Source organism: Bacteroidota bacterium (assembly GCA_017303905.1).
Classification (GTDB): Bacteria; Bacteroidota; Bacteroidia; order B-17B0; family Aurantibacillaceae; genus JAHEYG01.
On the sequence record JAFLBH010000001.1, the window covers coordinates 735,081 to 761,779 of the forward strand.

The window sequence follows — 26,699 nt, forward strand, 5'->3', positions numbered from 1 at the left end:
AAAGGTATTTATTTTACCTCAATTTCATCAATAAAAATAAAGGCATCACCTCCGGCTCCAAGATGCCAATCCGGAAGTTTTCCAAAGTTTTTCGCTTTAAACTTTACATATCGGGCATTTTGCGTTTTCGGCAAGTGGTATTCAAATTTTTTAATTTGAGGAGTGTAATCACTGGCCGGGACAGGATTTGAAATTTTCCCAACGGAAGTATATTTCTTGCCGTCTTTTGAAACAAAGTACTCTATTTCGGTTGGTAAAACAATCCAGGCACGCGTGTCTTGTAGATAATTTCCGGACACAATACTAACGGTTTGCTCCTTGCCCAAATCAATTATTGCTTCAAAATCCTGACTTTGGTAACCCTGCCACTCACCCTTCCGCCAGTTTACATCGCCGTTTATTCCGTCAATTATTCCTTCAGGCCCTCCTGCTGAATATTGCAGATTATATTTACAATTGAGCATTAATTTCCAATTATGAGGCATTTTATAAAAACGTGCAACTGTAGTTTTGCTGCTGTCATTTTCGAAGTAAACTTTGGTTTTTATAGTACAACTACTATCGATATTAAATGGTTTAAAATAGAGCGGAGATGTTTTAGCTGGCTCACTTCCGTTTGTTGTATAGGCAATATTTACGTTTGGAAGGTTGCAACTAATACTGATTTCTTGCTTCTCTTTGAATGACTTTGATAAACTTCCTATTACAGGAGCCGGTATAATCGGGTAGTGATTAACTCTGGTGTGAGGTCGATGCATCGTTTTGTTGCCATATTCTATAGAATCGTTTTGGGTGTTGTATACAAAAGTTAATTTAGTACCATTCTCAATGATTTGGTGTGGAATGGAGGAGCGATATATTTTTTTATCATTAAGCATAACAGCTGTTAATTTATTTTCGCTACCTAAAGAAGTTTTGGGTGATTGAATGATAAATGTTTTTCCATTTTCAAGATTTATTTTGATGGATTCAAAAATAGGTTCACTCAATGTATACATTGGAATTCCGGGGGTAACCGGATAAAATCCCATTGAGCTAAATACATACCAGGCACTCATTTGTCCGCAATCTTCATTGCCAATTAATCCATCCGGTGCGTTTTTATAAAATTCATTCAAAATACGGTTTGTAATTGCGATTGTTTTGTGAGGTTTACCAACATAGTTATACAAATAGGCCATATGATGGCTGGGTTCGTTCCCATGAGCATATTGTCCTATGAGTCCTGTTATATCTGCTTGTTCACGCCCTGTAGTTTTAGAAGAAGTTGAAAAGAGTTCATCTAATTTTTTTTCAAATGCAGCATCTCCGCCATGAAGTTTAATTAATCCATCCATGTCATGAGGAACATAAAAAGAATATTGCCAACTGTTGGCTTCTGTGTAATGATTATTTACTTCGCAAGGATCAAACGGGCTTAACCAATTTCCGTTTTTTCTAGGGCGCATAAAGCCGCTCGAAGGATCAAAAAGATTTTTGTAGGATTGCGCGCGCTTCATGTAGATTTTGTAATCTTCGTTTTTACCAAGCTTTTGAGCCATCTGAGCAATACACCAATCATCATAGGCATATTCGAGCGTTTTAGAAACACTTTCCGGCTCATCATCTACTTGTAAATATCCGTTCTGAATATAAGCAGGTTGCCCGAAACCCGTATAGTTTGAGGCGGCCTTCATGGCGTTAAATATTACAACTGTATCGAAATCATTAATGCCTTTTAAAAATGCATCCGAAATTACGGAAACAGAATGGTACCCAATCATACAATCGGTTTCATTGGAAGACAACTCCCATACGGGTAATCTTCTCGCCTCATCATAATTCCAAAAAAAAGTGTGTATGAAGTCTCGGGTGCGTTTTTTATCGATGATAGTAAATAATGGGTGCAATGCTCTATAGGTATCCCACAATGAGAAAACATTATAATGAATATAACCCTTAGCCTCATGAATTTTATTATCTCTGCCTCTATACCTTCCATCAACATCACTATTTATGCTTGGATGAATCATGCAATGGTATAAGGAAGTATAAAAAACATTTAACTTTTCCTTATCATTACTTTTAATTTCAATTTTCGATAATTCTTTGTCCCAGGCTTTTTCTGCTTCTGATTTATATTGCTCAAAATCCCAGTGTGTGGCTTCCGCAGTAAGATTTTTTAAAGCACCATCAGTATCGGCGCCTGATAGAGCCACTTTTATCATGAGTGGTTTTTTGTCACTAACATCAAATTCAAACACTACACCTTGTGCCATCTCACGTTTGCGTTTATCGAGCGAATCTTTTAAAGTTTTGTTTAACGCGTACTTAACTTTTTTAAATGGCTTCGAAAATTTTATAATAAAATAGATATGCTGTTCTTTAGCCCATGCTTCGCTTACGCGAAAACCGGAAATCGTTACGCTGTCTAAAACACGAATATTACTCGATAAAGTTTTATCACGATGTAGAAGATCTAAAACAACATTCGCTTTTTGTACATCCGGAAAAACGTATTGGTGAATTCCCGTACGTAATGTTGTGGTTAATTTTGCTTGTATGTTATCATCATTTAATAGAACTTCATAGTATCCTGCACTTGCTTTTTCATTTGTATGCGAAAACTTGGAGGAATAGATTTTGTTATCTGCGCTTGGTGTACCAATTGTTGGCATCAACAAAATATCACCCCAGTCGCTTACACCTGTACCGCTTAAGTGCGTGTGTGAAAAGCCGTAGATGATGCTATCGCTATAATGATAACCGCCACAACCGTCCCAACTGCCGTCAATTCGTGTATCAGGACTTAACTGCACCATACCAAAAGGCATCACTGCTCCGGGAAAAGTATGACCATGTCCGCCTGTTCCAATAAAAGGATTTACATACTGCGAAAAATTTTGTCCGAAAATTTGCAGTTGCAATAAAGTAAATGCGTAAATAAAAAGTTTTTTCACGACTTGAATTTACGAATATTATTGCTGGGGTAGAATATCGTATAAGGAAATAAAAGTTAATTTTTGTCCGGCTTTCCCAAATGGCATTACAGTCATTTCAATTTCTTCGCCCGGTTCAGCATCGAAATAATTATTTTCTGTAAAACCTAATCCTTTGATGTAAAGGTTTTTTACAAGAGTGTTGCTTTTGATTTTTACAGTGCCAAAATCATCGGCGAATTTAATATCTAAATTAGGTTTAGGTAATTTTAAATCTTTAGGCGGAACAAAATAATAAAGTGTTTTTTTAACCGTATTGGAATCGATGCGCAAAACACAGGAAATGTAGCATTCATTTTTATGGATGTTTTTTAATTCATCATCGGTAAGCCGAAGATAAATTAATGAAGAGTTGGGTTTGACGGTTACATCAGATACTTTTTCATACAACTTTTTTCCAAAAAAATCTTTTACTGTTAATTCAATTTTACCTTTCACTTCATTTAGATTATCGTTAAGAATATGGCACTCGTAATAAATATCGGATTTAATTATAGAAATTAAAACATTATCGTATAATCTCTTTAAATCATAATAAAATGCTTTTGGCCGTTTGTAATAATCAATGGCGCTCCAAGATGTTACTGGCCAACAATCATTCATTTGCCAGAATAATGTGCCCATGCAATTTGGTCTTGCTCTGCGATGCGCCTCAATGGCGATTTGCATACCGCGGGCTTGTGTTAATTGAGATACATAAATATATTTCTCTAAATCTTTTGGAACAATAAAATCACGTTCCATGTAAGTTTCTATTGTTTTAAAACCGGTTGGATGTTTTTGATGATTTTTTATTTCATCAGAATTAAGATTTAATTGATTCGCACTGACAAACATTTTGAAGGAGTTTAAGTCAGGCAAACTCTGAAAGCCATATTCACTCATGAATCGGCCCACTTTTTTTTCGTATGTTTCAAAAGGTTCGTTTCCCCACCACACACCCCAATAATGAGAATCACCTTGTGACAAACTTTCTTTATGTCCCCAACCAATTTGTGGAGACGTTGTGATGTAGTTTGTTTTAGGCGCATGTTCCTTTACAATTGCGGGAAGAACTTGGTGAAACAATTTTGTATAGTCGTTCCATATTTTTGCCGAATCAGAAGCTGAGTAATTAAATTGTTTCTGCCATCCCCAGTTCTTCCACCCTTCATCAATCTCATTATTGCCGCACCATAAAGCAATGCAAGGGTGAAGTGCCAGGCGATGAACTTGTTCATCAGCTTCTTTTTTTACATTTTCAATGAATGCCGAATCGCCGGGATACATAGCACAGGCAAACATAAAATCTTGCCAAACTAAAATTCCGCTTTTGTCACAGGCTTTATAAAATTCTTCATCGGCGTAAGTACCACCTCCCCATACACGTAGCATATTTATTCCTCTACTTTCGGCTAACATAATATCTGTGCGATAATCATTAGCGCTCACACGTGATAAAAAATTATCCGGCGGAATATAATTCGCACCTTTCATAAAAACCGGTTTGCCGTTTAATTTAAAATAAAACGATTTACCAATGGCATCTTCCTCTTGAACTAATTCGACAGATCGAATTCCTACACTTACGGTTTTGCTGTCAATGCTTCCCGATTTCTTAATTAATGTAATGGTATAGTCATAAAAATTTTGTTCGCCCAAGCCGTTACACCACCATAATTTTGGACGAGGAATTTTAAGTGTTATAGCGAATGGTCTAACACCTTTGTTGTATAAACTTACTCGCTGACCTTCCTTTGGAAAAACTTCACCACTACTGACATCTTTAATGAACATATCGTAATAGCCATCGCGGTAAGTATGGATGTCGAACTTTAATGTAAATGTGGCGAGTGAATCGGTAACTTTAGTAACGGTATAATGAATGTCTTTGATTTCAGCTACATTCAAAAAGCGAAGTTTAATGTTTTTATAGATGCCGCAAGTTACAAAACGCGGACCCCAATCCCAGCCATACTGATATTGTGCTTTGCGCGTAAATACTTTCTCTTCACCCGGAAGCGTATATGTAAGCTGAGCGCTTAATTGTTTCCCTTTATTAACGGCGCTTTCAAATAGTATGTAGAGAGAATTAACACCTTCTTTCAAGTATGGTTTAACATCAAGCGTCCACGATCGAAACATATTATCGGTCACTAAAATCTCCTGGTTGTTTAGAAAAACTTTAGCATAGGTATCAAGCCCGCCAAAAAACATTTCGATTTTATCATTTTGTAAATCTGATTTGGTGATTTTGAAATTCGTTTTGTATTCCCAATCTTCTTTTTCTATCCATTGTAAATCTTTTTCATTGTCGCCAAAGAAAGGATCAGGAATTATTTTGTTAGCCATTAAATCGGTGTGAACGCAGCCGGGTACTTGAGCTTTACGCCAGATGTTTTTACCTTTTTGAGAAAACGTCCAGTTTTTATCCAGAATAAGTTCTTTGTTCTGAGAAAAGGCGATGAAGAAAGTTAAACATGCAAATAAATATGTAGAATGAATTCTTTTCAATTTAAATTGGATTTAAGTTTTTTAATTTCTTCCGCGTTAGCCGTTTCGTTTTCATTGATGATGGCAGCTGAGTGAAACTCTTTAGCTTCGGTGAATTCGGCTAATTCACAGACGTGAGATGATCTTATTCCTCCACCGGGCATAATGATAATTCTGTCTTCTGCTTTTTGAATTAACTCTCTTAAGATATTTTTTCCTGTAATGGCATTAGTATTTACTCCTGAAGTCAAGATTCTTTTAAATCTGCAATCGATGATTTGTTCCAATGCTTTGCTATAATCGTTTACTTGATCAAAGGCTCTGTGAAAAGTGCAAGATAATGGTTCGGCTAGTTTTACTAACTGTTTACATACCGCGGTATTTATGGAACCATCTTCATTCATCACGCCAAATACAATACCATCGCAATTTAATTTTTTACATAAGTGAATTTGCTGTTTCATTATTTCAACTTCATCTGGCGAATAAATAAAATTGCCGGAACGCGGACGAATCATCACAAATACCGGTATAGTGGTTTTAGTAAGAACTTCTTTAATTAATACCTCATTGGGGAAAAGTCCGCCTTCTTTATAATTTTCGCAGAGCTCAATTCTGTCAGCACCATTTTCCTCGGCAATCAGTGCAGATTCAAGATTAAAGCAAGCTATTTCTAGTTTTTTATTCAATTACAAAAGACTTTTAGCGTCTATGAGTTTGTTGTTGATTTCCGGAGAGTAAACAGCGTAATTAAATCCTTTTTGCAAACAATAAGCGCCATGTTCTCCCTTTTTATTTATGGCGATGAAGCCAATTTGAATTTCATCTAATGGTTTATTTCTTCTTTTAGCGCTTGCGATTATTCTTTCCGTTGCTTTTTTGCATGCATCTTCCGGGGAAAGTCCCTGGCGCATCAATTCAACAACCGTATGACAACCTGCCATTCGGATAACCTCTTCGCCATGACCGGTGGCCGTAGCGGCGCCCACTTCATTATCTACATACAAGCCGGCACCAATAATAGGAGAATCACCAACGCGGCCATGCATTTTAAAAGCCATGCCACTTGTAGTACACGCGCCTGATAAATTTCCATTCATGTCAAGTGCTACCATTCCAATAGTATCGTGATTTTCAATATTCACTTTTGGTTTGTATTCTGATTTTTTCAACCATTCTTTCCATTCCGCTTCTGATTCAGCAGTTAATAGATTTTCTTTTTTGAATCCTTGCGATAAAGCGAATTGTAAAGCACCATCGCCAACTAACATTACATGTGGTGTTTTTTCCATTACAGCTCGCGCCACTGAAATCGGATGAACAATATGCTCAAGGCAGGCTACTGAACCTATATTAGAAAACTCATCCATAATACAAGCATCCAGCGTAACGCGACCATCGCGGTCAGGTCTTCCGCCTAATCCTACACTTCTTTCTTTTGGATCACCCTCGGGGATTTTAACACCGGCTTCAACGGCATCTAGGGCACGACCGTTAGTCGATAATGTTTTCCAGGCTTCTGCATTTGCTTCGATACCAAAGCGCCATGTAGAAATAACAATGGGTTTAATTGTTTTTTTTCCGGCATCCGTTAATACTTCTGCAGCTTTAGATTTATTAAAGGTAAACAAGGAGGCAGTTAATGCCGAAAGTTTTAAAAAATCTCTTCTGTTAGCCATTTTATGGTTTTAAAAAATGTTTAGCGTAGTTCACATTCATTTTATCTAGAATGACGCGATTGATTTTAAGCCGTGAAATGAAGTGGTTGAAGTTTTTGTATTCGGGTTGCGTCCACAATACTTCCGATAAGGCAATCAACCTCGGCACCGCCATGTATTCAACTTGTTTTTCATTCAGAATATATTCAGTCCAAACATTAGCTTGTGCTCCCATAATAAATTCAGATTCTTGAGTTGTGAGAATTTTTGGCGTTGGATTATAATTGTAAACTGAATCTAATGGGTTATAACCTCCGATGGCTAGCGGCTCTTTTGTTTTGTCTTTACTTTGGTAATGGTCAAAATAACAAGGTTTACCCGGCGACATTACTACAAAATGTTTTTGTTTTGCTGCTGCAATGCCGCCTTCTGTTCCTCTCCAACTCATAACTGCTGCATTGGGCGCCAAGCCTCCCTCTAAAATTTCATCCCAACCAATAATTTGTTTGCTTTTACTGTTTAAGTATTTTTCCATTCGGGTGATGAAATAACTTTGAAGTTCGTGCTCATCTTTCAAGCCTAATTCTTTTATTCGTTTCTGACAGTTAGCACATGTTTTCCAACGGGTTTTAGGGCATTCGTCACCGCCAATGTGAATGTATTTGCCAGGGAACAGCGCTATCACTTCATCTAAAACATCTTGTAAGAAATTAAAAACAGAATCTTTTGTGCAATAAACATCATCAAACACTCCCCAGCCTTTTGCCACTTCTTGTTTTTTCCCTGTACACGATAGCCACGGATACGCCGCTATAGCCGCTAGAGAATGGCCCGGCATTTCTATTTCAGGCACAACCGTAATATGTCGGGCGGATGCGTAAGCAACAATCTCCTTTATTTCTTCTTGAGTATAAAATCCACCGTAACGGAGCGTGTCATATTTTTGATCACTGTATTTGCCAATCATGGTGCCGTTTCTCCAGGCGCCAATTGAAGTTAGTTTTGGATATTTTTTTATTTCAATACGCCATCCTTGATCTTCTGTTAAGTGCCAATGAAAAGTATTGAATTTATACATGGCAATAATATCAATATACTTTTTGATAAAAGAAGTAGGAAAGAAGTGGCGGCACACATCAAGATGCATACCGCGCCAAGTATAACTCGGACGATCTTTAATCGAAACACAAGGTAGAATAAATGTTTTTTGAGGAGCTGTTTTAAGTGATTTTATTTCTTGAGACGGAATTAATTGAATTAAGGTTTGAAGTGCATAAAAGGCACCCGCACCTTTTCCTTCTGCCACAATATGGATACGCGCAGGATTAATGTCTAAATGATAATTTTCATAAAACCCTGCTTCAAAATCGGGGTAAGAAAAAGAAATAAAATTTCCGGTTTTGATAATATTATCCGTGATTTCTAATTTAAAGCCGTAGTTTTTTTCGAGATAGTCGTTAAATATGTCTACATCATTTTTAAAGGCATCATTTTTTACAACAATCTTTGTTTGCGGTGATAGAGTAAATTGTCCGGCTTGTAAAACAACATCATTTGGATACGGAATGATAGGTAATAACGTTTTCTGCGAAAAAAGAACATTCGTTAGAAATAAAGACAAAATAATTATATACCTCATCTTAATGTGGAAGTTTGTCTTTTAATAAACCGTAAGTAAAAGTTCCGGCAATAGCACTCAGTAAAACAATGAGTATGATTAAGTGACCGCTTCCAACTAACGCGTATAACGGTCCGGGACACGCTCCGGTTAATGCCCAGCCAAATCCAAAACATAAACCGCCGATAACAGTTCCTTTGTTTAATTCTTTCGGCGCAATTGTAATTGGATTCCCGGAAGTATCTTTTATGTTGAATTTTTTGATTATGAAAATAGAGAGTGCGCCAATGGTAATCGCAGATCCAATGATACCATACATGTGGAAGGATTGAAAGTGGAACATTTCTTGTATACGAAACCAAGATATAACTTCCGCCTTTATTAAAATAAATCCGAATAATAGTCCGACAAAAAAGTATTTTAAATTTTTCATACGATTAAAACAATAAAGGAATAATAAACCAGGACATAATTAATCCGCCTGCGAAAAAGCAAATGGTTGCTACCAGTGATGAGAATTGTAAATTGGATAATCCCATAATAGAATGACCTGAAGTACAACCATTCGCATAACGCGTACCAAATCCAACTAAAAAGCCTCCAACAATCATAAATAAAAATCCATTCACTGAAAGTAAGTTTTGAAAATTGAATATCTCTACAGGATATAAATTAGAAAAATTAGTGATGCCGTAACCTTGCAAATCTTTAACGGTGTTTTCGGAAATTTGTACGGGTTCGGGGTTTTTCAAAAGTATACCCGCTATAAAACCTCCGGCAACAACACCTAGAACAAAAATTAAATTCCAGGCTTCTGCTTTCCAGTTGTAATCGAAGAATTTTACTTTAACCGGAATGCAAGCGGCGCAAAAATGGCGCAATGAAGAGGAAATGCCAAATGATTTATTGCCAAGAATCAAAAGTATCGGCACCATTAATCCAATGAGCGGACCAGATACATACCATGGCCAGGGTTTTGTAAGTAATTCTAACATATTAATGCGTTGTTTCGGTTGTGTTTTTTAATTCAATTCCTTGTTTCGCGAAAATGGATTTCACCTTAAAGGCGTACCATGCAAGGTAGGCAAAACAAAACACAGTAACAATGTATGAACTGTGTGGGTTCATTTTATCCACCAAAAATCCTTGAAACGGTGGAATTAAAGCACCTCCTAAAATCATCATAACTAATAATGAGGAACCTTGATTGGTGTATTTTCCCAGACCGTTAATAGCTAGGGCAAAAATGCAAGGCCACATCACAGAACAAAACAAGCCTCCGCTAATAAATGAGTAAAGCGCAAGGTTGCCTGTACTTACTAAACCAACAATCATCATCACACAAGCGGTTAATGACAAAATCAATAAGGTACGAGCCGGATTGTCGCCCGACAAAACAAAAATCAGCGAAGCAATTAGGATGTAAGGAATGTAGAAATAGAAATCTTCCACATTGCTTCCGCGTAAATAATTTACTCCAAAAATAACGGCAAAGGCAATTAATGGTGTAACAAACTGCATAATGCGTTTGGTTATTGGTTTAAAATTGAAAACTGCCAATGAGCCGGTCCACCTGCCAATCATTAAACTTCCCCAATACAATGATATAAAGTGTGAAATTTTTGTATGGTCGATGCCTTTAATTTCAGGCATTTGTAATAAAGCTCCAAGGTTACTTTGAATGGAAACTTCAACGCCCACGTAAACGAAAATGGCCAACATACCCAATGTAAGTTGAGGATATTTTAATGCGCCTAAATCTTTATCCAAGGTTTCGGTATTGGTTATAACAGGAAGTTTTGAAAACCAGAGAATGGAAGCACATAAAATAAACAAGCCAAATAGGATTAATGCCGGTGTTTTTACAGCGTCTAAACTGCTATCGGCTGCAGCCGGCGCAGAAATATTTCCAAACAAAGCGTAACTTAAAATTACAGGACCAATAGTTGTGCCAAAAGAATTAATTCCGCCTGCTAAATTTAAGCGATGCGAACCTGTTTCCGGAGCACCGAAATTAATTACAAATGGGTTGGCAACGATTTGCTGTAAGGCAAAACCTAAGCCAATTACAAACAAAGCGCTTAACAATAAAGGGTAGGAGAATAAACCGGCAGCAGGAATAAAAAACAAAGAACCGATGGCGGAAATGATTAATCCAAGAATCAAGGCTTTTTTATAGCCGATTTTATTGATGGGATCGCCCTTTGCTCTTGAGATAAAAAAATAGATGAGGGAGCCTACCGCGTAAGCCGCATAAAAAGCCAAATCAACCAATTGCGATTGAAACTGTGATAATGTAAATTTTTCTTTGAATAGAGGAATTAGAATTCCGTTGCTCGCTGCCACAAAACCCCAAAAGAAGAAAACACTTATTAGGGCGACAAATGATGATTGTAGTTTTTGCATAAATAATTAATCTAAAATATTGTTTTAGTCTGTGTAGTAATTGCCGTAGACCCCTAAGTTTTTAACAAGACAGTTGCGATATTTAATTTAAACGCATTGTCAGGCGCCTAAATATTAGGATTAATTTTAGTTTATGGAATTATTGTACCCTAAAAACTGGAACGATTACGAATTAATTGATTGCGGGAATTTCGAGAAGTTAGAGCGCTTTGGTAAGTTTATTACTATACGTCCTGAACCGCAGGCCGTGTGGTCAAAGATATATGACGAGAAAGAATGGGAAAAGTTAGCGCATGTTAAGTTTGTACCAAAATCAAGTTCCAGCGGCGAATGGAAAAAGCTAAAGCAAATGCCCGATCAATGGACGATTAACTATCGTTTAAACGGAAGTCAGCAAGAGGGCGAGTTAGTGTTTAGGTTAGGCTTAACCTCTTTTAAACATGTGGGTATTTTTCCGGAACAAGCCGTAAATTGGGATAGTATCGCTACGTTTTTATCTAAACTGAATAAACCTAAATTTTTAAATCTGTTTGCATATACCGGAGGCGCATCCATAGCTGCCAGAGCGGCAGGAGCCGATGTTACGCATGTGGATAGTATAAAGCAAGTGGTGACCTGGGCCAATGAGAACATGCAAAAATCCAATTTGGACAACATTCGTTGGATGGTGGATGATGCCTTAAAGTTTGTGAAGAAGGAAATCAGACGAGGAAACAAATATCAAGGAATAATTTTAGATCCTCCTGCTTATGGTCACGGACCAAATGGCGAAAAATGGAAATTGGAAGACAACATCAGTGAAATGATGGAGAGCGTTCTGCAATTGGTAGACGAGCAAAAGCATTTGTTGATTTTGAATGCGTATTCATTGGGCTTCTCCGCCATGGTGCCTGAAAATTTACTTAAGCCATTTGCTCAGAAAAACAAATCGAAACTAACGGTCGGTGAGTTGTACCTTCCATCAAAATCCGGAATAAAATTACCTTTAGGAGTGTGGGGAAAATTAGAAAAATAAACATGCAAAAATTCATAACTGCGATATTACTACTGATAAGTTTTGCCGGAATTAGTCAGGTAAATTGCGAAACTATTCGCACCCCGGGCACAAGTTATCGTGCAGTTAACTTTAAGCATGGTAAGGGTAAACTGCTTCCAACCGATTCGGCCATTACCAGTCAAATGAAGCAAAAAAATTTCGAATTAAAATTGGTAAGTAATTTAAGCGCGGAAGAAAAGGAAACCCTCGCGAAGTATAAAATTAAGTTTAATGATACGGACACCATAATGTTTTACGACTGGGACATATTACATAATGGAAAGGTTGGTTATTTTGGTCCGGCAGTGGCGCGTGTGCGTTTTACTTGTACTGACAGTATGTTTTATACACAAAAGTATTTGCTCAAGAAAGATGAAACTAAGTATGTACCAAATCAATTTAAAATAATCAGAATGAACGAGTCCGATTTCATCATTAACGATCGTATTCATCCTTACATGAACATCAATTACTATTTTAAAAAGTAATTATTTTTTTGTTTTCCCTTCTTCTAACAAAGATATTTTCATGCGGATGTTTTCTTTTGGCCGGTCGTTCTTATCTGTTTTTACCGCAGCAATTTTATCGATTACATCAAGTCCTTCAATGACCTCGCCAAAGGCCGTGTAATTATTATCAAGGTGTGGTGTTCCGCCTATTGATTCATATGTTTTCTTTTGCTTTTCGGAAAAAACATATCTTTTAGCTTTATAATATTCGGCAATAGAAACCGAATCGCTTAGTTGTTTAACGGCCCAATTTAAACTGTCATTTTTCCCTTGTGTATACAATCGAATATAATAGTCTTTCAGTTTTTTACTTTTACCTCCAAAGCCCACCAAATAATTGGTTTTAATTACCACATCTCGATTCACTCTTATTTCCGCTTTCTTTAGAGCAAGTGAATCGTATTTTTTACCCTGTACAATGTAAAATTGACAACCCGAAGATTCCTTTTTAGGATTCACATCATCGCCTTCACGGGCAGCTGCAATAACTCCTTTCTTATGAAAAATGGACGAGTTGAATTCGGCCGGAACCCAATAGCCAATATCTCCGTTTCCTAAAAGAACCGTGTCGTTAGCGCGCTTACTATCGGGGTCGCCACCCTGAATCATAAAGCTATTTATAACCCTGTGAAACAATAAGCTATCATAAAAACCACTTTTCACTAGCTTTAAAAAATTGGCTTTATGAAGGGGTGTTTCCTCATAGAGTTTAAGTTTCATATTTCCGTAAGAGGTACTGATTAAGACGGTCTCCTTTGATAGGGTTTGCCCTTGGTAAACGGTTAAGCTAAACAGAATTAAAAGGCTAAAAATTAAGCTTTTACTATTTGTCATTTATAATTAAATGGATTATATTTGCTATACGAATATCGTACATTTAAAATTAAAACAATGAAACTAAAAGGTATTTTAATAGGATTTGCAGTGCTTGGTGTTTTTTATCTGTGTAACACTTCTTGTAAGAAAAATACAGATTGTGTTGCCACTGTAGTTTGTTGGGATTCTACCGGAACAAGTATGGAAGGTGTAGATGTGTTGCTTTATGCTAATGTAAAAACTCCTAACCAAGGTACTATTACTGCCGATTTACGCGCCAGTGGAAAAACAGACGCAACCGGACGTGTAACTTTTACTTTTAAATTACCGGCTATTTATGATATTCGAGCAACTAAATCTAGTGCAACTTCAACTTTATCAGGAGTAAGCATCATTAAGTTGGAAGAAGGAAAGAATGTTGAGAAAATTGTAACAGTTCGCTAATTACAAATATACTAAGAAAGGCAGCCCAAAAGGCTGCCTTTTTTATTTCAAAAAATCTTCGATTACTGTTGCTTGAGCTGATAAATTATGTAGATTTAGTGTTTCTTGATTTAAATTGAAACCTGCCCGCGGCATATCATTATTTGTTAAAGCGTTATTCTTTTCGACTCTTATAGTTTTTGTTTTTTCATGTGATAATACCAATGAAAAAGCAGTAAATGAAGGCGTCATTGAATATGATGCGAAAGTGGTTGACTACAATCATCCGTTAGCAGAACTTGCTCCGGGTTCAGCCACACTTAAATTTAAGGATGATAAATTCATGATGGAGATGACTGCCATGGGTATGTTTAAGAACATGTACATCTGTAATCTTCAGAACAAAACGCTTACCCAAATGGTTAATTTTTTAGATATGCGTCAGGCAAGTGTTGATAGTGAGAGTGTTATATTAAAAGAAAACGAAGGGTATAAACTTATCATTGAAGAAACATCCGACGAAAAAACAATAGCCGGTTATAAGTGTAAGCGCATTAAGGTAAAAAAGGTGAGTAATCCCGGAGTTACTTTTGATGCTTATTATACAACCGATATGGGGACTGAAAATGTAAATGAATTGAGTCCATATTCGGGAGTAAAGGGCATGTTAATGCAATATCGCCTCAGTAAAATGGGTTTGGAGATGGAATTTGTAGCAAAATCTGTTAAAAAGGAGACAATACCTTCCAAAGCATTCGAAATACCCGGAGACTTTAAAATCATCTCCAAGCAACAAATGCAGGAGTTCTTTAATCAGTTCTGATTAAGCCATAGTAGCTTAGCTCAAAATTTATTTGATAATCTGACTAATATTTTCTTATTTTAAGCTCTTGTTTAAAATGGCTAAGAAGCTTTTTTCATTAAAGTATTTATTCTCCGCGTTAGCTGTTGTTTTTGCTTTAACATTAACTTTTTGTAAAGGTGAAGACAGCAAAGTAAGCGATGAAGGCCAGATTGAATACGAAACAAAAGTCGTTGATGAAAACCATCCTTTGGCCGGTTTAGCACCAAGTTCAGCTACCTTAAAATTTAAAAAAGATAAATTCATCATGGAAATGAGTACCATGGGCATGTTCAATACCATGTTTATGGCCGACTTTACCAATAAAACACTAACACAAATGGTAAAGTTCATGGATGTGAAACAAGCTTGTATTGAGAATGAAAAAGAAGTACTTCTCGAAAACTCGATGTATAAATTAAAAATCGAAGAAACAAACGATACCAAAGTAATAGCAGGATATAAATGCCATAAAATAAAAGTTACCATGGTTAATGATCCTACAGTAACTTTTGATGCCTATTACACGAAAGAAATGCAAGTAGAGAATGTAAATTCATTAAGTCCGTATGTTGGTGTTAAAGGCATGTTGATGCAATACCGTTTAAAGAAGATGGGACTTGAATTGCAGTTTACGGCCAAAAAGGTAAAGAATGTAGAAATTCCTGATAACACTTTTGAATTGCCTGCTTATTATAAGATCGTAGATAAGGCTGAAATGCAGAAGTTTTTTAGCGGTCTTCAGTAAAATTAACCGCTCATCTATTTTACAAAATTTAACAGCCATAAAGGCGTAAATTGGTACGACATTTGAAACAATAATAATAAACAACAACATGAAAAAACTAATTACAGCAGCAGCCATTTTGATTTGTGGTTTTACAAATGCGCAAATTAAAGAAGGCTCAATTACCTATGCCATGACTTTTGAAGGATTAGCTCCTGAACAAGCAGCTATGTTAGGTGATATGGAAACTAAGGTGACATTCAAAAACGGAAAATCATTAACTGAAATGACTTCAATGATGTTTACAAATCAAACAATGATTGATGAAAAGGGAATGGTGATGTTAATGGAGCAAATGGGAAATAAAATTGCGGTGAAGCAAACCAAAGAAGAGATGGAAAAGGACGCTGCTAAGGCAAAAGATAAGCCTGCGGATCCAAAAATCGAATACATTAACGAAACAAAAACAATTGCAGGTTACGAATGTAAGAAAGCAATTGTAACAGTTGTTGGAAAAGATAATAAAGAAGAAAAAACTGAAGTGTGGTATTGCGATAAATTCGAAAATCCGAACAAAGAAGGTAAAGGAAGGGGTCAGATAATTATGAAGGGCTTGAATGGTGTACCTTTTGAATATTCGGGCGGCGGACAAGGCGGAATGAAAATTAAAATGGTGGCGAAAGAAGTTTCTACCGGCGCAGTAGCTGATTCAAAATTTGAATTATCAACCGAAGGATATAAGATGATGACGATGGAAGAATTAAAAGCCATGCAAGGTGGCCGCCAATAATTCTAAATTATAGTATAATAAAAAACCCTGAAAGTATTTTCAGGGTTTTTTTGTGATCATTCCTATCATTATTGTGTTCCAAATCTAAAGCCTAATCCTTGCTTGGTTTGTGATTCGCCAATTTGCAGGTGCTTTACGTCATCAAACGTGAGAGATGCTAATGCTTCAGTAGTTCGCTGAGAAGTAGCCATAGCAGCCATTCGTAAATTTTGTTTCATCACAACTTCACCAATGGTTTGTCTAACGGTGCGCGCATTGCCAAAAAACTTATCACGTTTTTCATGAAGTGCTGTAAAATATTTGTGTAAATGTTCACGAGCTTCTTCCGACATTTTTAATCCTTCTTTTTTCAAAAGGGCATCAGCAATCACCATTAATTGGTCGGAAGTGTAATCATAGAAATGAAACAATTTATCGAATCTTGATTTTAATCCCGGATTCATTTCAATAAACTTATGCATATTATCAGGGTAGCCTGCTACAATTACACCGAATTTACCCCGGTGATCTTCCATACGTTTTAAGATAACCTCAATAGCTTCTTTGCCAAAATCATGTTGTCCACCGCCTTCTGCCAAAGCATAAGCTTCATCAATGAATAATATTCCACCCATAGCGGCATCCACTTTCTCTTGTGTCTTTAAAGCGGTTTGTCCTACATAACCTGCAATAAGTCCCTCACGATCTACTTCAACAATGTGTCCGCCTTCTAATAGTCCAAGCGCTTTATAAATTTTAGCAATGATGCGCGCTAAAGTTGTTTTTCCGGTTCCGGGATTTCCGGTAAAAACGGAATGCAACGAAAATTTATTGACTACATCTTTACCCATTTCGTTATAAAACTTAATGAGCTTAACCAATTCGTTCAAATCTTGTTTTATGTTATCCATCCCAGTGAGTTCGTTTAACTCGGCCATGGCTAATTGAAGATCTTTTTCGTTAACAACAAGATTCAATTTTTTCTTGTCTTCCGTGATGAATACTTGTCGTAAATCATCCACAGTAATCGTCGACAAATCTTCTTTTGTAATATTTTCAAGATTGCCGGATTTCATGATGCGAACGCCCATGTTTTGTTTGGCTTCTTCAATTAAGCCATGTACAAAACGAGCATTACCAAAAGATTTATTTCGTTTACGATAGGCATCTGTTAATTGTTCCTTCAAATATGCATCCGCATCAGCGGCAATTGTGACTTGCTTATTTTTTGCTGCGTATTGAGAAATTTGATATAATTCCTCCGGCAAGTAATCATCGAATTGGAAATATTCAGAGAAACGTGATTTTAGACCCGGATTACTTTCCAAAAACACATTCATCTCTTTAGGATACCCTGCTACTATAATAGCAATATCACCCGGACCATCACTCATTTCTTTCAATAGAATTTCAATCACTTCTTTCCCAAAATCTTTGCTGTCGTCGCCGGCACGTGATAATGAATAAGCTTCATCAATAAATAAAATTCCGCCACGCGCATCTTCGATAGCCTTTTTAACTTTTGGTGCGGTTTGCCCAATGTATTCACCAACTAAAATAGAACGATCCACTTCATGCACATGCCCCTTCGACAATAAGCCCATCTTGTTGTAAATCTTGCCCAACATCTTTACAATTGTAGTTTTACCGGTGCCGGGATTTCCCGTAAACACCGAGTGCAATGAGATTTTAGAATTATCATCAAAGCCTTTTTCCTTGCGAAGCTGATTAAATTTTAAATACGTAATGTTTTCATTCAAACTTTTCTTCACATTTTCTAATCCAATTAAAGCTTGAACATCTTCCAATAATTCTTCTAATGTTTTATCCGGAGCTGTTGCGTTGGATTGTGCTGTAGTATTCGTTGAGTTTGAATTAACCGACAAGGTTTGTTGGATTGAAGTAATAAGTTCAGGAGTGCCTTCTTCTTCCACATCTTTACATTGGAAAGTTACACCGCCTATTAAGACATCCATAAACACAACCTCTAAAGTATACTGGTCGTCTTTCCATGAACCTGCGTTGTTATGACCCCAGCCTAAATCAATGGTGTATGAAAATCCGCTTTTATCTGAATCGATGAAACCGGTTTTGCTTTGATGCGCTTTAGGTTGACCCGCATCATCAATATAATTTAAGAATAATTCGTAATTAAAATCAGAGTTAGTAAGCGCTTTAATTTTAATCTCAGCCCAAACATATTGTGTGGTTGCTTTACTGAATGTTTTTAAATACTTGCGATGGCGTTGTTGCCAGCCATCGTAATCACCGGGGTATAATTTGATGTGTTCAATGGTAAAGTATGGATTCGAATTATTCGTCACCAAACCCACATCTTCAATAAAAAATTGTTGTTCGCCTATAACGTTTCCGTCTATCAACGCTATCCACTTATAGGTTCCTTTTTTCCAGAAACTACCCTGCGTCGCATTTCCCCAACCATCGCGGATGTATGCAATGTTATCTTCCTTGCTAACTTTTAATTCAGTCTCTAACTCGCAAATTTTTTCGTTGTTACCCGGAATGATTTTTTCACAACGGATAATCACTTTTGTTTGCCAATCTTCTTCATCAAAAAGTTTATTAAATAAAGCTAACTCACAACGAATATAAGTTGTTTCAGCTTTGTCAAATACGGTTCGATACCTTTTGGTTGAATTAGCCATCCATTCATCCGACGAGTAAACAGAAAGGCTTTTGAATTTAAAACGTTTTTCCATTTTAATTAGTTGTTGCTGATGATAAATGTTGCTGCCATTTCCATGCAGACAACATCATCTCATCTATATTAAACTTCGGTTCCCAGTTCAGTTCTTTTTTTGCCAAATCATTATTGGCATATATAGCCATCACATCGCCATCGCGGCGTGGCCCAACTTTATAATTAAGTTTTAATCCCGATATTTTTTCAAAAGAATTTATCGCTTCAAAAACACTTACACCGTTTCCGGTGCCGAGATTAAATAAACTTACATTGTTTTTGTTTTTATGTTTCAAAATGTAATCTAATGCTTTGATATGCGCATCTGCAATATCTGTTACATGAATGTAATCACGGATACATGAGCCATCACGTGTTTCATAATCACTACCGTGTACATGCATTTCTTTAATGATACCTGCTGCTGTTCGGGTAATGATAGGAACTAAACTTGTTGGAGCTCCTAATGGTAATTCACCAATTTGAGCGCTTTTATGGGCGCCAACCGGATTAAAATAGCGTAATAAAACAGAGTTAAAGCCCGGGGTAAACCGCGTGAATGATTTTACAATTTCTTCACCAATTTGTTTCGTATGCGCATAAGGTGATTCGGCCGGTTGGAAAGGACTATTTTCAGTAACTGGAAGTTTATCGATGTTACCATAAACAGAACAAGAAGAAGAAAATATAAAGTGATTAATGTTTTTTTCTTTGCATAAGTACAACACATTTACAAGACTTTCATTATTGTTGTGATAATATAATAACGGGTTGCTTACACTCTCCGGTACCGATTTAAAAGCGGCAAAATGAATAATGCCGGCTATGTTATTTATGTTTTGGAAAGCGTTAATTAATTCGTCCTTATGACAAAGATTGATATTAAGATGTGTGAGACGTTTTTGTTGCCCGGTAATAGAAAAAATCCGTTCGTATGTTTTTTCGCTCGAGTTAGAATAATTATCAATTGAAATAACATCGAAATCTGTTTGTTCAAGAAGTTCTATGATAGTGTGTGAACCGATGTATCCGGCACCGCCGGTAACGATTATGCTTTGTTTTTGACTCATTGGTACAATAACTTGTAAGGTTTAAAAATAAGATTTTTTAAAGGAATTGCAACATGGTTTTGGCAATAAAACTGTTAAAGCCAGCTGTCATTGCTTAATGTAAAAACCCTTTAGGGAATCGCCGACTTTAAAAAGGTTAAGGATAAAGTTAATCGTACTTTTTGCGAACATTAAGAAAGGATTATGTTCAATTTTATTTCTTAAAGCTTCGTCATTTACAGGAATGCTTTTGGAAACCGCCTCAGAATTCATGCTTTGACTGAATCGGGTAAAACTAATGCCGGTTGTTATCAAAAAGTTCTTTTTATACCCATTGGCATTGAGGAGAAAATGGATGGAGGATGGTGTGTAATAGGAAAGGTGTTCGGGATAATCAATAACATTCCATTTTTCTTTTAATATAATACGGCTGATGGAGTTAAAATTCGGAGTAGTGAAATAAAAGGCGCCTCCTTTACGAAGCACTTTATTTACCAAAGCCATGTCTTCATTTGGGTTATTGATGTGTTCAATAACTTCAAAGCTGGTTACTACATCAAAACTTAGTTTAAAGAAATCATCCGACAATTGGTCGGATTTAAACACCTTTATATTTTTGTTGGCACAATAATCAATTGATTCTTGTGCGTATTCGGTACCAAAAACATTCCAGCCTCTTTGTTTAGCACATTCCAAAAATAAACCGTTACTGCAGCCAAGATCGAGAAGGTTATTGGTACGTCTAAAGGGCTCCATTTTATCCAAAAGCTCGTTGTAACGTTTTACGGTTAATGGTGGTAAGGAAGTAAAGCGAGGGTAGTTCGTATAGATTTTTGTGAGTTCTTCGTTTGAGGGAATTTTCTGACTGAAAACCATGCCACAACCTGCGCATTTAACTAAAAAGGCTCCTTTGTAGCTATTGAGCGGTTTAAGTTGTTTGTTACTACAAACAATGCAAATGGCATGTTCCATCAAATCATCTAATAATTTGTAAATTTACGATTATTACTAAATAAGTATAAAGATTAATGGACAATCTGTACCCCATGGAAATGTGGGAATACGATCAACGTATTCGCTTCGAATGGATAGATATATTTGCAACGGTAGGTACGGCCGTATTGATTCTTATTTTCAGCTTTTTATTTCAAAGTCGTAAGCTTAAGCTGGATAAATCTTACAAACACTACATGACAGGATTGGCGGCTAAAATGGCAGGTACGTTTTTTTTCTGTTCAATCTACCTTTTCTACTATAAGGGAGGCGATACGGTGTCGTATTTTGAGTCGACAATGGCGATGGTAAATTTATTTTACAAAGACCCTTCGAAATATATAGAAGTGATGTTGTCGCCACCTTCTGTCGAAACGCGTTCTTTGTTTGATGACAAAACAGGATTTCCGTACTCGTATATGTTTTTTGATTCGCATACTTTTATGGTAATTAAAATCACGAGTATTTTTTCGTTACTTACCAGTAAAAGTTATTTTTTGACTTCGCTGTTAATTTCGTATTTATCTTATTTTTCGATATGGAAGTTATTCCTAATGTTTAGGGATTATGCGCCTGAAATTGAATCTAAATTGGCTTGGGCAATATTGTATTTCCCATCACCGTTGTTCTGGGGAGGGGGCATTTCAAAAGACACCTACACCTACATGGCAACAGCTATGTTTATTTTTTCGGCGCATAAATTTTTTATTCTAAAGAAGAGAGAAATAGGAAGTGTTATTTTGATGGCGCTTGCCTCTTGGCTTATCATCAATATTAAGCCATACATATTCATTGTATTATTTCCCGGTGGTTTGCTTTGGATTTTTTATGATAAGTTACAACGTGTAAATAGTAAATTTGTAAGTTATATAATATTCCCTATCATTATTGCAGGGATATTAGGGCTCTCTTTTTATGTGTTGAACAGCTTGGGAGGCAGCATGTCTAAATTTTCACTAGAGCGGGCATTTGAAACGGCTGCTGTAACCAATCATGATTTAAAGCAAAGTTATTACGGTGGTTCCAGCTTTGATATTGGAGATTTTGATGGAACTTTCAATGGAATGATTCGCTTGTTTTTACCGGCACTTAACGCAGGGTTATTTAGGCCTTACTTTCTAATAGACGGAACAAGCATTGTGATTTTACTCGCGGGCCTCGAAAATTTATTTTTGCTGGGCTTTGTTCTGTACATAATTTTCACTACAAAATTGAAAGGCGCATTAAAAATTATTGTGGCCAATCCAATCATTTTGTTTTGTGTTATTTTTTCTATTTTATTCGGATTTATGATTGGACTCACCACTTCTAATTTTGGGGCTTTGGTACGGTTTAAAATCCCATTAGTGCCTTATTTTGTCTCTGCCTTGTTTCTGATAGACTATTGCTACAAGCAAATTAAGAAGAGAGACATTTTCTTTTAATGATAAATAGCGTTGTAAATGCTTTGAGAAATTGAGAAATTTCTCCTTGTTTCAGCAATACTTCTGATCTTTGAATAAAGATTTTCACGCGAATTGTTTTTTAGAAGCGAATCCACTAACTGAATCGCTTTTAAATATTCAGCGTCATTCAGATGCTCTAATACATATCCAATTCCATTTTGTTTTATGATGTCACTATCATCTGAAATGTTTTTGGTAATCACCACGGGTAAGCCTAAAGCCCAATATTCACCATCTTTTATGGGAGAGCAATATTGTTTAGTGGGAATTGGCTTTACCGGTGTGAAAGCAAAATCACCTAAGCCAATATAATTTGCAATTTCAGCATGAGGCACAAAGCGACGAATGATAGATGATGTTTTAAGTGATGATTGAATTCTGTAGTTTTCAATTTCTTCTTCAGTATTAGAAGTTAAGATCAAAGCAATAAATCTATCACCCCAAAAATTTTCAGCTGCTTTAAAAAAATCAAAAGCTTCTTTTTCTAAATAAATACCTCCGAATTTTCCTGCATAAACACAAACGATTTTGTTTTTAAGACCGAGCTCATTTATAAGCTCCGGATTTTTAATATTCTTTATGGAAAATAACTGCAGGTTTACACAAGCCGGTTTTATAAAGAGTGGTTTATTACTGAGGTTGTATTTTTCTTTTGCATAAGAGTGCATTTTGCTGCTGATTGCAATAAGATGTTTGGCGCGATGGGCTTGAAGTTTTTCAAAACGAAACAATAATTTAAAGGCGAAGCTGTCTTTTTTCCATTCCCCGTTTTCAACCATTGTTTCTGCATGCGGTTCAAAGCTATCAATTACCAATTCTTTTCGGGTTATAACTGATAAAACATAACCTATCATACCGGCAGGGGTACACCAGGCATGAATGGTGTTTATTTTTTCTTCGCGAATGATGCGAACTAATTTAATAATGTATTTGACCCACATCCAGGCTGCTTTAATACCAAGCGGTTTATAAAGCCAACTTATTACACGAATTTTATTATTGACATCAAAAGAATCCTGAGGTTCTTTCTCAAGCGTTAGCAGAATAATTTTATTGTCGTCATTCAATGTTTCAGAAATCTGATGTACATATGGCAAAGTATAGGTCTGAATGAGGGCGTCCTTAAAACTCCAATAGGTTAGTATTAAAATATTTTTTTTACAGCTACCCATTATTTAAAAAGGAATTTAATTAATTCAGGGGGATAGGTTAGGAAAGCTTTCATTAAAAAGTAAATCGACCGTATTTTGTTATTGCCATTCTTCCACCAGCTTCCTGCTAAGGTGATATAAATTTTCGCAAAACACTTTTGTTTAAATAAAAACGAGCGGAATAAATTATTACGCGCCGCTTTATTAAAAACATAAAGAATATCTTTCTCTAAAAGGCGAACATTTTTTGACATACTGCCTGAGTGAATTCGGTATTTCCATAGCGCATCAGGAATGTAACCTATTTTATAGCCCGCGGCTAAAATTCTAATAAAAAAATCCTGATCGGCATTGTTGGATAAGTTAACATCAAATCCACCTACATCAATTAAAGCATTTTTTTTAATGGCTATTCCGGATGGTGCAGTTGTGTAATTGCCTTTAGACAATAGCATATCATTCAAGCACAAATCTTCACTTCCTCCTAAGTAAGTTGTAAATGAAATCGACTTTTCGTCAATCATTTCACAGGCCGAGAATACAGCGTCGGTTTTTTTTATGTTTATATATTTTATTTTCTCTTCTATGTTGTTTTTATTCCAAATATCATCGGCATCAAGAAAAAAAACGATATCGCCTTTGGCCTCCGCGATCCCGCGATTTCTTGTGTCGGAAACGCCGCTGTTGGCTTTATGAATAACGCGTATGCGCGAATCACGTAGCGCGTACTCATCAATAAGTTTGTCAGTTCCATCTGTTGAGCCATCATTTATTATCAGTAGCTCAAAACTTGCGTGAGTTTGTCTGAGAGCTGATTCAATTGTTTCGGAGATGAAATCTTTCGCGTTGTAAGCCGGAATGATTACAGACACTAGAGTTGTATGGTAATTATTGCTATGCAAAGTATTAACCTAAAAAAAGCGATTTGTAATTATTCCACATAAATTCACGCGCAAAATGAGCTTTAGCTAAATTATAGCCTTTGTTCGCCATTTCTTCTCCGAGGTTATTATTCATAATAAAACGTATTCCGCTTGCAATTTCCTCCGGCGAATTATAATTGATTAAGTAGGCACTTTCTTGATGGATTAATACATCACGGGCCGCACCAACACGCGTGGTAATAATAGGTTTTTTGTTAAACATGGCCTCAGGTAGTACAAAACCAAAAGGTTCGATTTGCGCGGCGTGAACATAAATATGCATGCATTGATAAACCGCAGGCATTAGCTCGTAGTCCAATAAATCGGTTAGCACAAAATTATTTTGAAGGTTCTTTTCTTTTATTTTCAAATTAAGTTCATCTATTTGCGCACCATACCCTACACCTAAAAACAAAATATGAGGGTATTCGGCAGTTAACATAGCAGCCGCTTCAATTAAGTCGGCATAGCCTTTTAAAGGAATATAGCGTGCTACAGTTCCAACTACAAGTTTTCCTGACAGATTAAATTTATTTTTAACGAATTCGATTTGTGAAGAACTTGCTGAGGTGATGAATTGTTCGTCAACACCATGATGTATCATGGTAATTTTATTTGCTTCTCCTTCTTCGTGTTTTAAAATAAACTCTTTAGATTCCTCGGAAACAGCGATTAAGTGAGTCGCATTGCGATTATTGAATTTGTCGTATTTAACCACCCAAGGCGCATACTTAACATGGTATCCGGTATCTTGTTTGGTAATGACGCGTTTTTTTACACCCGCTAACTTGGCGGCTAGCATTCCCGGAAGCGTATCATCAAATAAATTGGTTTGAACAACATCCGGCTTTATTTTTTTAAATAAAAAGTAAAGCTTAAAAACCATTTTAATGTATTGTAGCGGCTTACTGATATAGGTATTAAAATAAAGAATATGTGATTCAACACCATAAGCTTTTACAGTTTCGCATAAGGCCGGCGTTTCAGTGTGTAGAAAAACGAAGGAAAGTTTACACGCCTTCTCTTGATGGTTCAGTTCGGCAAACCATTTAAAGTAGGACGGATTAGGACTGTTGGCAATTATCATTACAACATGTTTCATGCTATCAATCCTTCAATTTTTAAAATGATATTTTCAAATGAGTGCTGTTGCGCATAATTAATTCGCTCATCAAATAATTTATCGTCTTCGCGGTGCTTTACAAAATTCGCGAATGAATTCATGGTGATTTCGCGATTGTCGCTCATATAAAGAAGATGTTTTACAGGCTCGTATTGCGTTAAATGAGATGCAAAAATTGGTTTCCCTTGCGCGAAGTACTGCAACATTTTGTGACTTGATATTTTATTTCCACCGACTTCATTTACTTTAAATAAAATACAAAAATCAGCTTGAGAAATAAACTTTTTTAATTCTTTAAAAGGTTTTTCGCCGTGATGAATTACATTTTTGAAACCTTTTTCAAAAACAAGATGGGATGGGCTTCCGTCATTAATTATTTTTCCAACAAAATGAAATTCAACTTCCGGAAATCTTTGAATCATTTCTGCTGTATAGGCAAAATCGATTCGTTTATCAATGTTCCCAACAAACACACCGATTAATTTCGAGCCTCTTTGTTTTTTTTGCTTAATGATTTCGTCGGAAGCAATAGCATGCGGTAGCACCCGAACGTTTTTATTTTTGTCTCTGTATATTTCTGCAATCTCTTCAGCTACACAAATAATTAAATCAGCTTTTTTTGTAATAACATATTCTGCTTTACGTAAAAATCTGTACTTGTCTACCGCATGAAAAATGGTATAGCGACAATTTAATAATTCAGGAGAGGTTAAACGCGAAGGATCAAAAGTCCAGAAAATCGGTTGTTTAGCATTATGTAAGTCAAGAAGATTCTTTAATCGCTTAAACACGAAACCTTCGTTTATTTTTCTCAATATTTCAACACTTACCGGTAATATGTTTTTGTAAGTAAGCACATATAAATTGTCGGTAATTTTCTCTTGATGTATCGCGGAAGAAAAAATATTTAATGGACGAAATGGAACCGGGGGATTAATAAAATACACTTTGTTTTTTTTTGCCAATTCCCAAGCATAGTTGTGTTTTGAAAACCAGGTTTCGCCCCAGGGTTCGTTGGAAAGTATCAGGATATGTTGGTTTTCTAGTTTCAACAGTTACAA

23 protein-coding genes are annotated in these 26,699 nt (G+C 36.2%); 7 read left to right on the plus strand and 16 right to left on the minus strand.

Annotation, left to right across the window (positions count from 1 at the left end; genetic code table 11):
• Positions 1-8: 8 nt before the first annotated feature.
• The 8 genes from J0L69_03100 to J0L69_03135 are packed head-to-tail and all read right to left on the minus strand — an operon-like array spanning position 9 to position 11,132.
• Positions 9-2,939 (minus strand): GH92 family glycosyl hydrolase, encoded by a 2,931-nt coding sequence (locus tag J0L69_03100; protein MBN8692153.1) that lies wholly within the window; start codon positions 2,937-2,939, stop codon positions 9-11.
• Positions 2,940-2,957: 18 nt separating this feature from the next.
• A complete protein-coding gene (locus J0L69_03105) occupies positions 2,958-5,471 on the minus strand; it encodes a glycoside hydrolase family 2 protein (protein ID MBN8692154.1) in 2,514 nt (837 codons plus the stop codon).
• A complete protein-coding gene (locus tag J0L69_03110) occupies positions 5,468-6,139 on the minus strand; it encodes a copper homeostasis protein CutC (GenBank protein ID MBN8692155.1) in 672 nt (223 codons plus the stop codon). The genes J0L69_03105 and J0L69_03110 overlap by 4 nt, the downstream gene beginning before the upstream one ends.
• Entirely contained in the window at positions 6,140-7,129 is a 990-nt protein-coding gene (locus J0L69_03115) for a N(4)-(beta-N-acetylglucosaminyl)-L-asparaginase (protein MBN8692156.1), read from the minus strand.
• A 1-nt stretch (position 7,130) separates the two neighbouring features.
• Positions 7,131-8,747, minus strand: coding sequence for a beta-N-acetylhexosaminidase (locus tag J0L69_03120; protein ID MBN8692157.1), 1,617 nt, complete (start codon positions 8,745-8,747; stop codon positions 7,131-7,133).
• A 1-nt stretch (position 8,748) separates the two neighbouring features.
• Positions 8,749-9,159, minus strand: a complete 411-nt coding sequence (locus J0L69_03125; GenBank protein ID MBN8692158.1) for a YeeE/YedE family protein — start codon at positions 9,157-9,159, stop codon at positions 8,749-8,751.
• Positions 9,160-9,163: 4 nt separating this feature from the next.
• Entirely contained in the window at positions 9,164-9,721 is a 558-nt protein-coding gene (locus J0L69_03130) for a YeeE/YedE family protein (protein ID MBN8692159.1), read from the minus strand.
• A gap of 1 nt (position 9,722) precedes the next feature.
• Positions 9,723-11,132, minus strand: coding sequence for an MFS transporter (locus J0L69_03135; GenBank protein ID MBN8692160.1), 1,410 nt, complete (start codon positions 11,130-11,132; stop codon positions 9,723-9,725).
• Between the two features lie 133 nt (positions 11,133-11,265).
• Here J0L69_03135 and J0L69_03140 point away from each other — a divergent pair, with 133 nt between their 5' ends.
• On the plus strand, positions 11,266-12,147 hold the full coding sequence (locus J0L69_03140; GenBank protein MBN8692161.1) for a class I SAM-dependent methyltransferase: 882 nt from the start codon (positions 11,266-11,268) through the stop codon (positions 12,145-12,147).
• 2 nt (positions 12,148-12,149) lie between these two features.
• Positions 12,150-12,656 (plus strand): hypothetical protein, encoded by a 507-nt coding sequence (locus tag J0L69_03145; GenBank protein MBN8692162.1) that lies wholly within the window; start codon positions 12,150-12,152, stop codon positions 12,654-12,656.
• On the opposite strand, the gene J0L69_03150 is transcribed toward J0L69_03145, so the two are convergent.
• A complete protein-coding gene (locus J0L69_03150) occupies positions 12,657-13,511 on the minus strand; it encodes a peptidylprolyl isomerase (GenBank protein MBN8692163.1) in 855 nt (284 codons plus the stop codon).
• Between the two features lie 57 nt (positions 13,512-13,568).
• Here J0L69_03150 and J0L69_03155 point away from each other — a divergent pair, with 57 nt between their 5' ends.
• The 4 genes from J0L69_03155 (at position 13,569) to J0L69_03170 (ending at position 16,274) form a co-directional block, all read left to right on the plus strand.
• Entirely contained in the window at positions 13,569-13,937 is a 369-nt protein-coding gene (locus J0L69_03155; GenBank protein ID MBN8692164.1) for a hypothetical protein, read from the plus strand.
• A gap of 115 nt (positions 13,938-14,052) precedes the next feature.
• Entirely contained in the window at positions 14,053-14,739 is a 687-nt protein-coding gene (locus J0L69_03160) for a hypothetical protein (GenBank protein ID MBN8692165.1), read from the plus strand.
• A gap of 76 nt (positions 14,740-14,815) precedes the next feature.
• A complete protein-coding gene (locus tag J0L69_03165; protein ID MBN8692166.1) occupies positions 14,816-15,505 on the plus strand; it encodes a hypothetical protein in 690 nt (229 codons plus the stop codon).
• Positions 15,506-15,593: 88 nt separating this feature from the next.
• The gene (locus tag J0L69_03170; GenBank protein ID MBN8692167.1) at positions 15,594-16,274 is read left to right on the plus strand and encodes a hypothetical protein; all 681 of its coding nucleotides are present in this window, start codon (positions 15,594-15,596) and stop codon (positions 16,272-16,274) included.
• Between the two features lie 68 nt (positions 16,275-16,342).
• Here the strand turns inward: J0L69_03170 and J0L69_03175 are convergent, their stop codons facing one another.
• From J0L69_03175 to J0L69_03185, 3 genes are all read right to left on the minus strand, one after another.
• Entirely contained in the window at positions 16,343-18,973 is a 2,631-nt protein-coding gene (locus J0L69_03175; protein MBN8692168.1) for an AAA family ATPase, read from the minus strand.
• Between the two features lies 1 nt (position 18,974).
• Positions 18,975-20,024 carry a UDP-glucose 4-epimerase GalE gene (gene galE, locus J0L69_03180; GenBank protein MBN8692169.1) on the minus strand — a complete coding sequence of 350 codons (1,050 nt, stop codon included), beginning with the start codon at positions 20,022-20,024 and terminating at the stop codon, positions 18,975-18,977.
• Positions 20,025-20,111: 87 nt separating this feature from the next.
• The gene (locus tag J0L69_03185) at positions 20,112-20,975 is read right to left on the minus strand and encodes a class I SAM-dependent methyltransferase (GenBank protein MBN8692170.1); all 864 of its coding nucleotides are present in this window, start codon (positions 20,973-20,975) and stop codon (positions 20,112-20,114) included.
• A gap of 56 nt (positions 20,976-21,031) precedes the next feature.
• On the opposite strand from J0L69_03185, the gene J0L69_03190 reads away from it, so the two are divergent.
• Positions 21,032-22,420, plus strand: coding sequence for a hypothetical protein (locus J0L69_03190; GenBank protein ID MBN8692171.1), 1,389 nt, complete (start codon positions 21,032-21,034; stop codon positions 22,418-22,420).
• Here the strand turns inward: J0L69_03190 and J0L69_03195 are convergent.
• Genes J0L69_03195 through J0L69_03210 form a run of 4 tightly spaced genes read right to left on the minus strand, consistent with a single transcriptional unit; the run spans position 22,417 to position 26,690 of the window.
• Positions 22,417-23,613: a glycosyltransferase gene (locus J0L69_03195; protein MBN8692172.1), complete on the minus strand. Its 1,197-nt coding sequence runs from the start codon at positions 23,611-23,613 to the stop codon at positions 22,417-22,419. The two genes, J0L69_03190 and J0L69_03195, sit on opposite strands and share 4 nt — an antisense overlap.
• The gene (locus J0L69_03200; GenBank protein ID MBN8692173.1) at positions 23,613-24,464 is read right to left on the minus strand and encodes a glycosyltransferase; all 852 of its coding nucleotides are present in this window, start codon (positions 24,462-24,464) and stop codon (positions 23,613-23,615) included. The genes J0L69_03195 and J0L69_03200 overlap by 1 nt, the downstream gene beginning before the upstream one ends.
• Before the next feature lie 34 nt (positions 24,465-24,498).
• On the minus strand, positions 24,499-25,617 hold the full coding sequence (locus tag J0L69_03205; protein MBN8692174.1) for a glycosyltransferase family 4 protein: 1,119 nt from the start codon (positions 25,615-25,617) through the stop codon (positions 24,499-24,501).
• Complete coding sequence (locus tag J0L69_03210) at positions 25,614-26,690, minus strand: hypothetical protein (GenBank protein ID MBN8692175.1); 1,077 nt, start codon at positions 26,688-26,690, stop codon at positions 25,614-25,616. Before J0L69_03210 ends, J0L69_03205 begins: the two co-directional genes overlap by 4 nt.
• Positions 26,691-26,699: the final 9 nt, after the last annotated feature.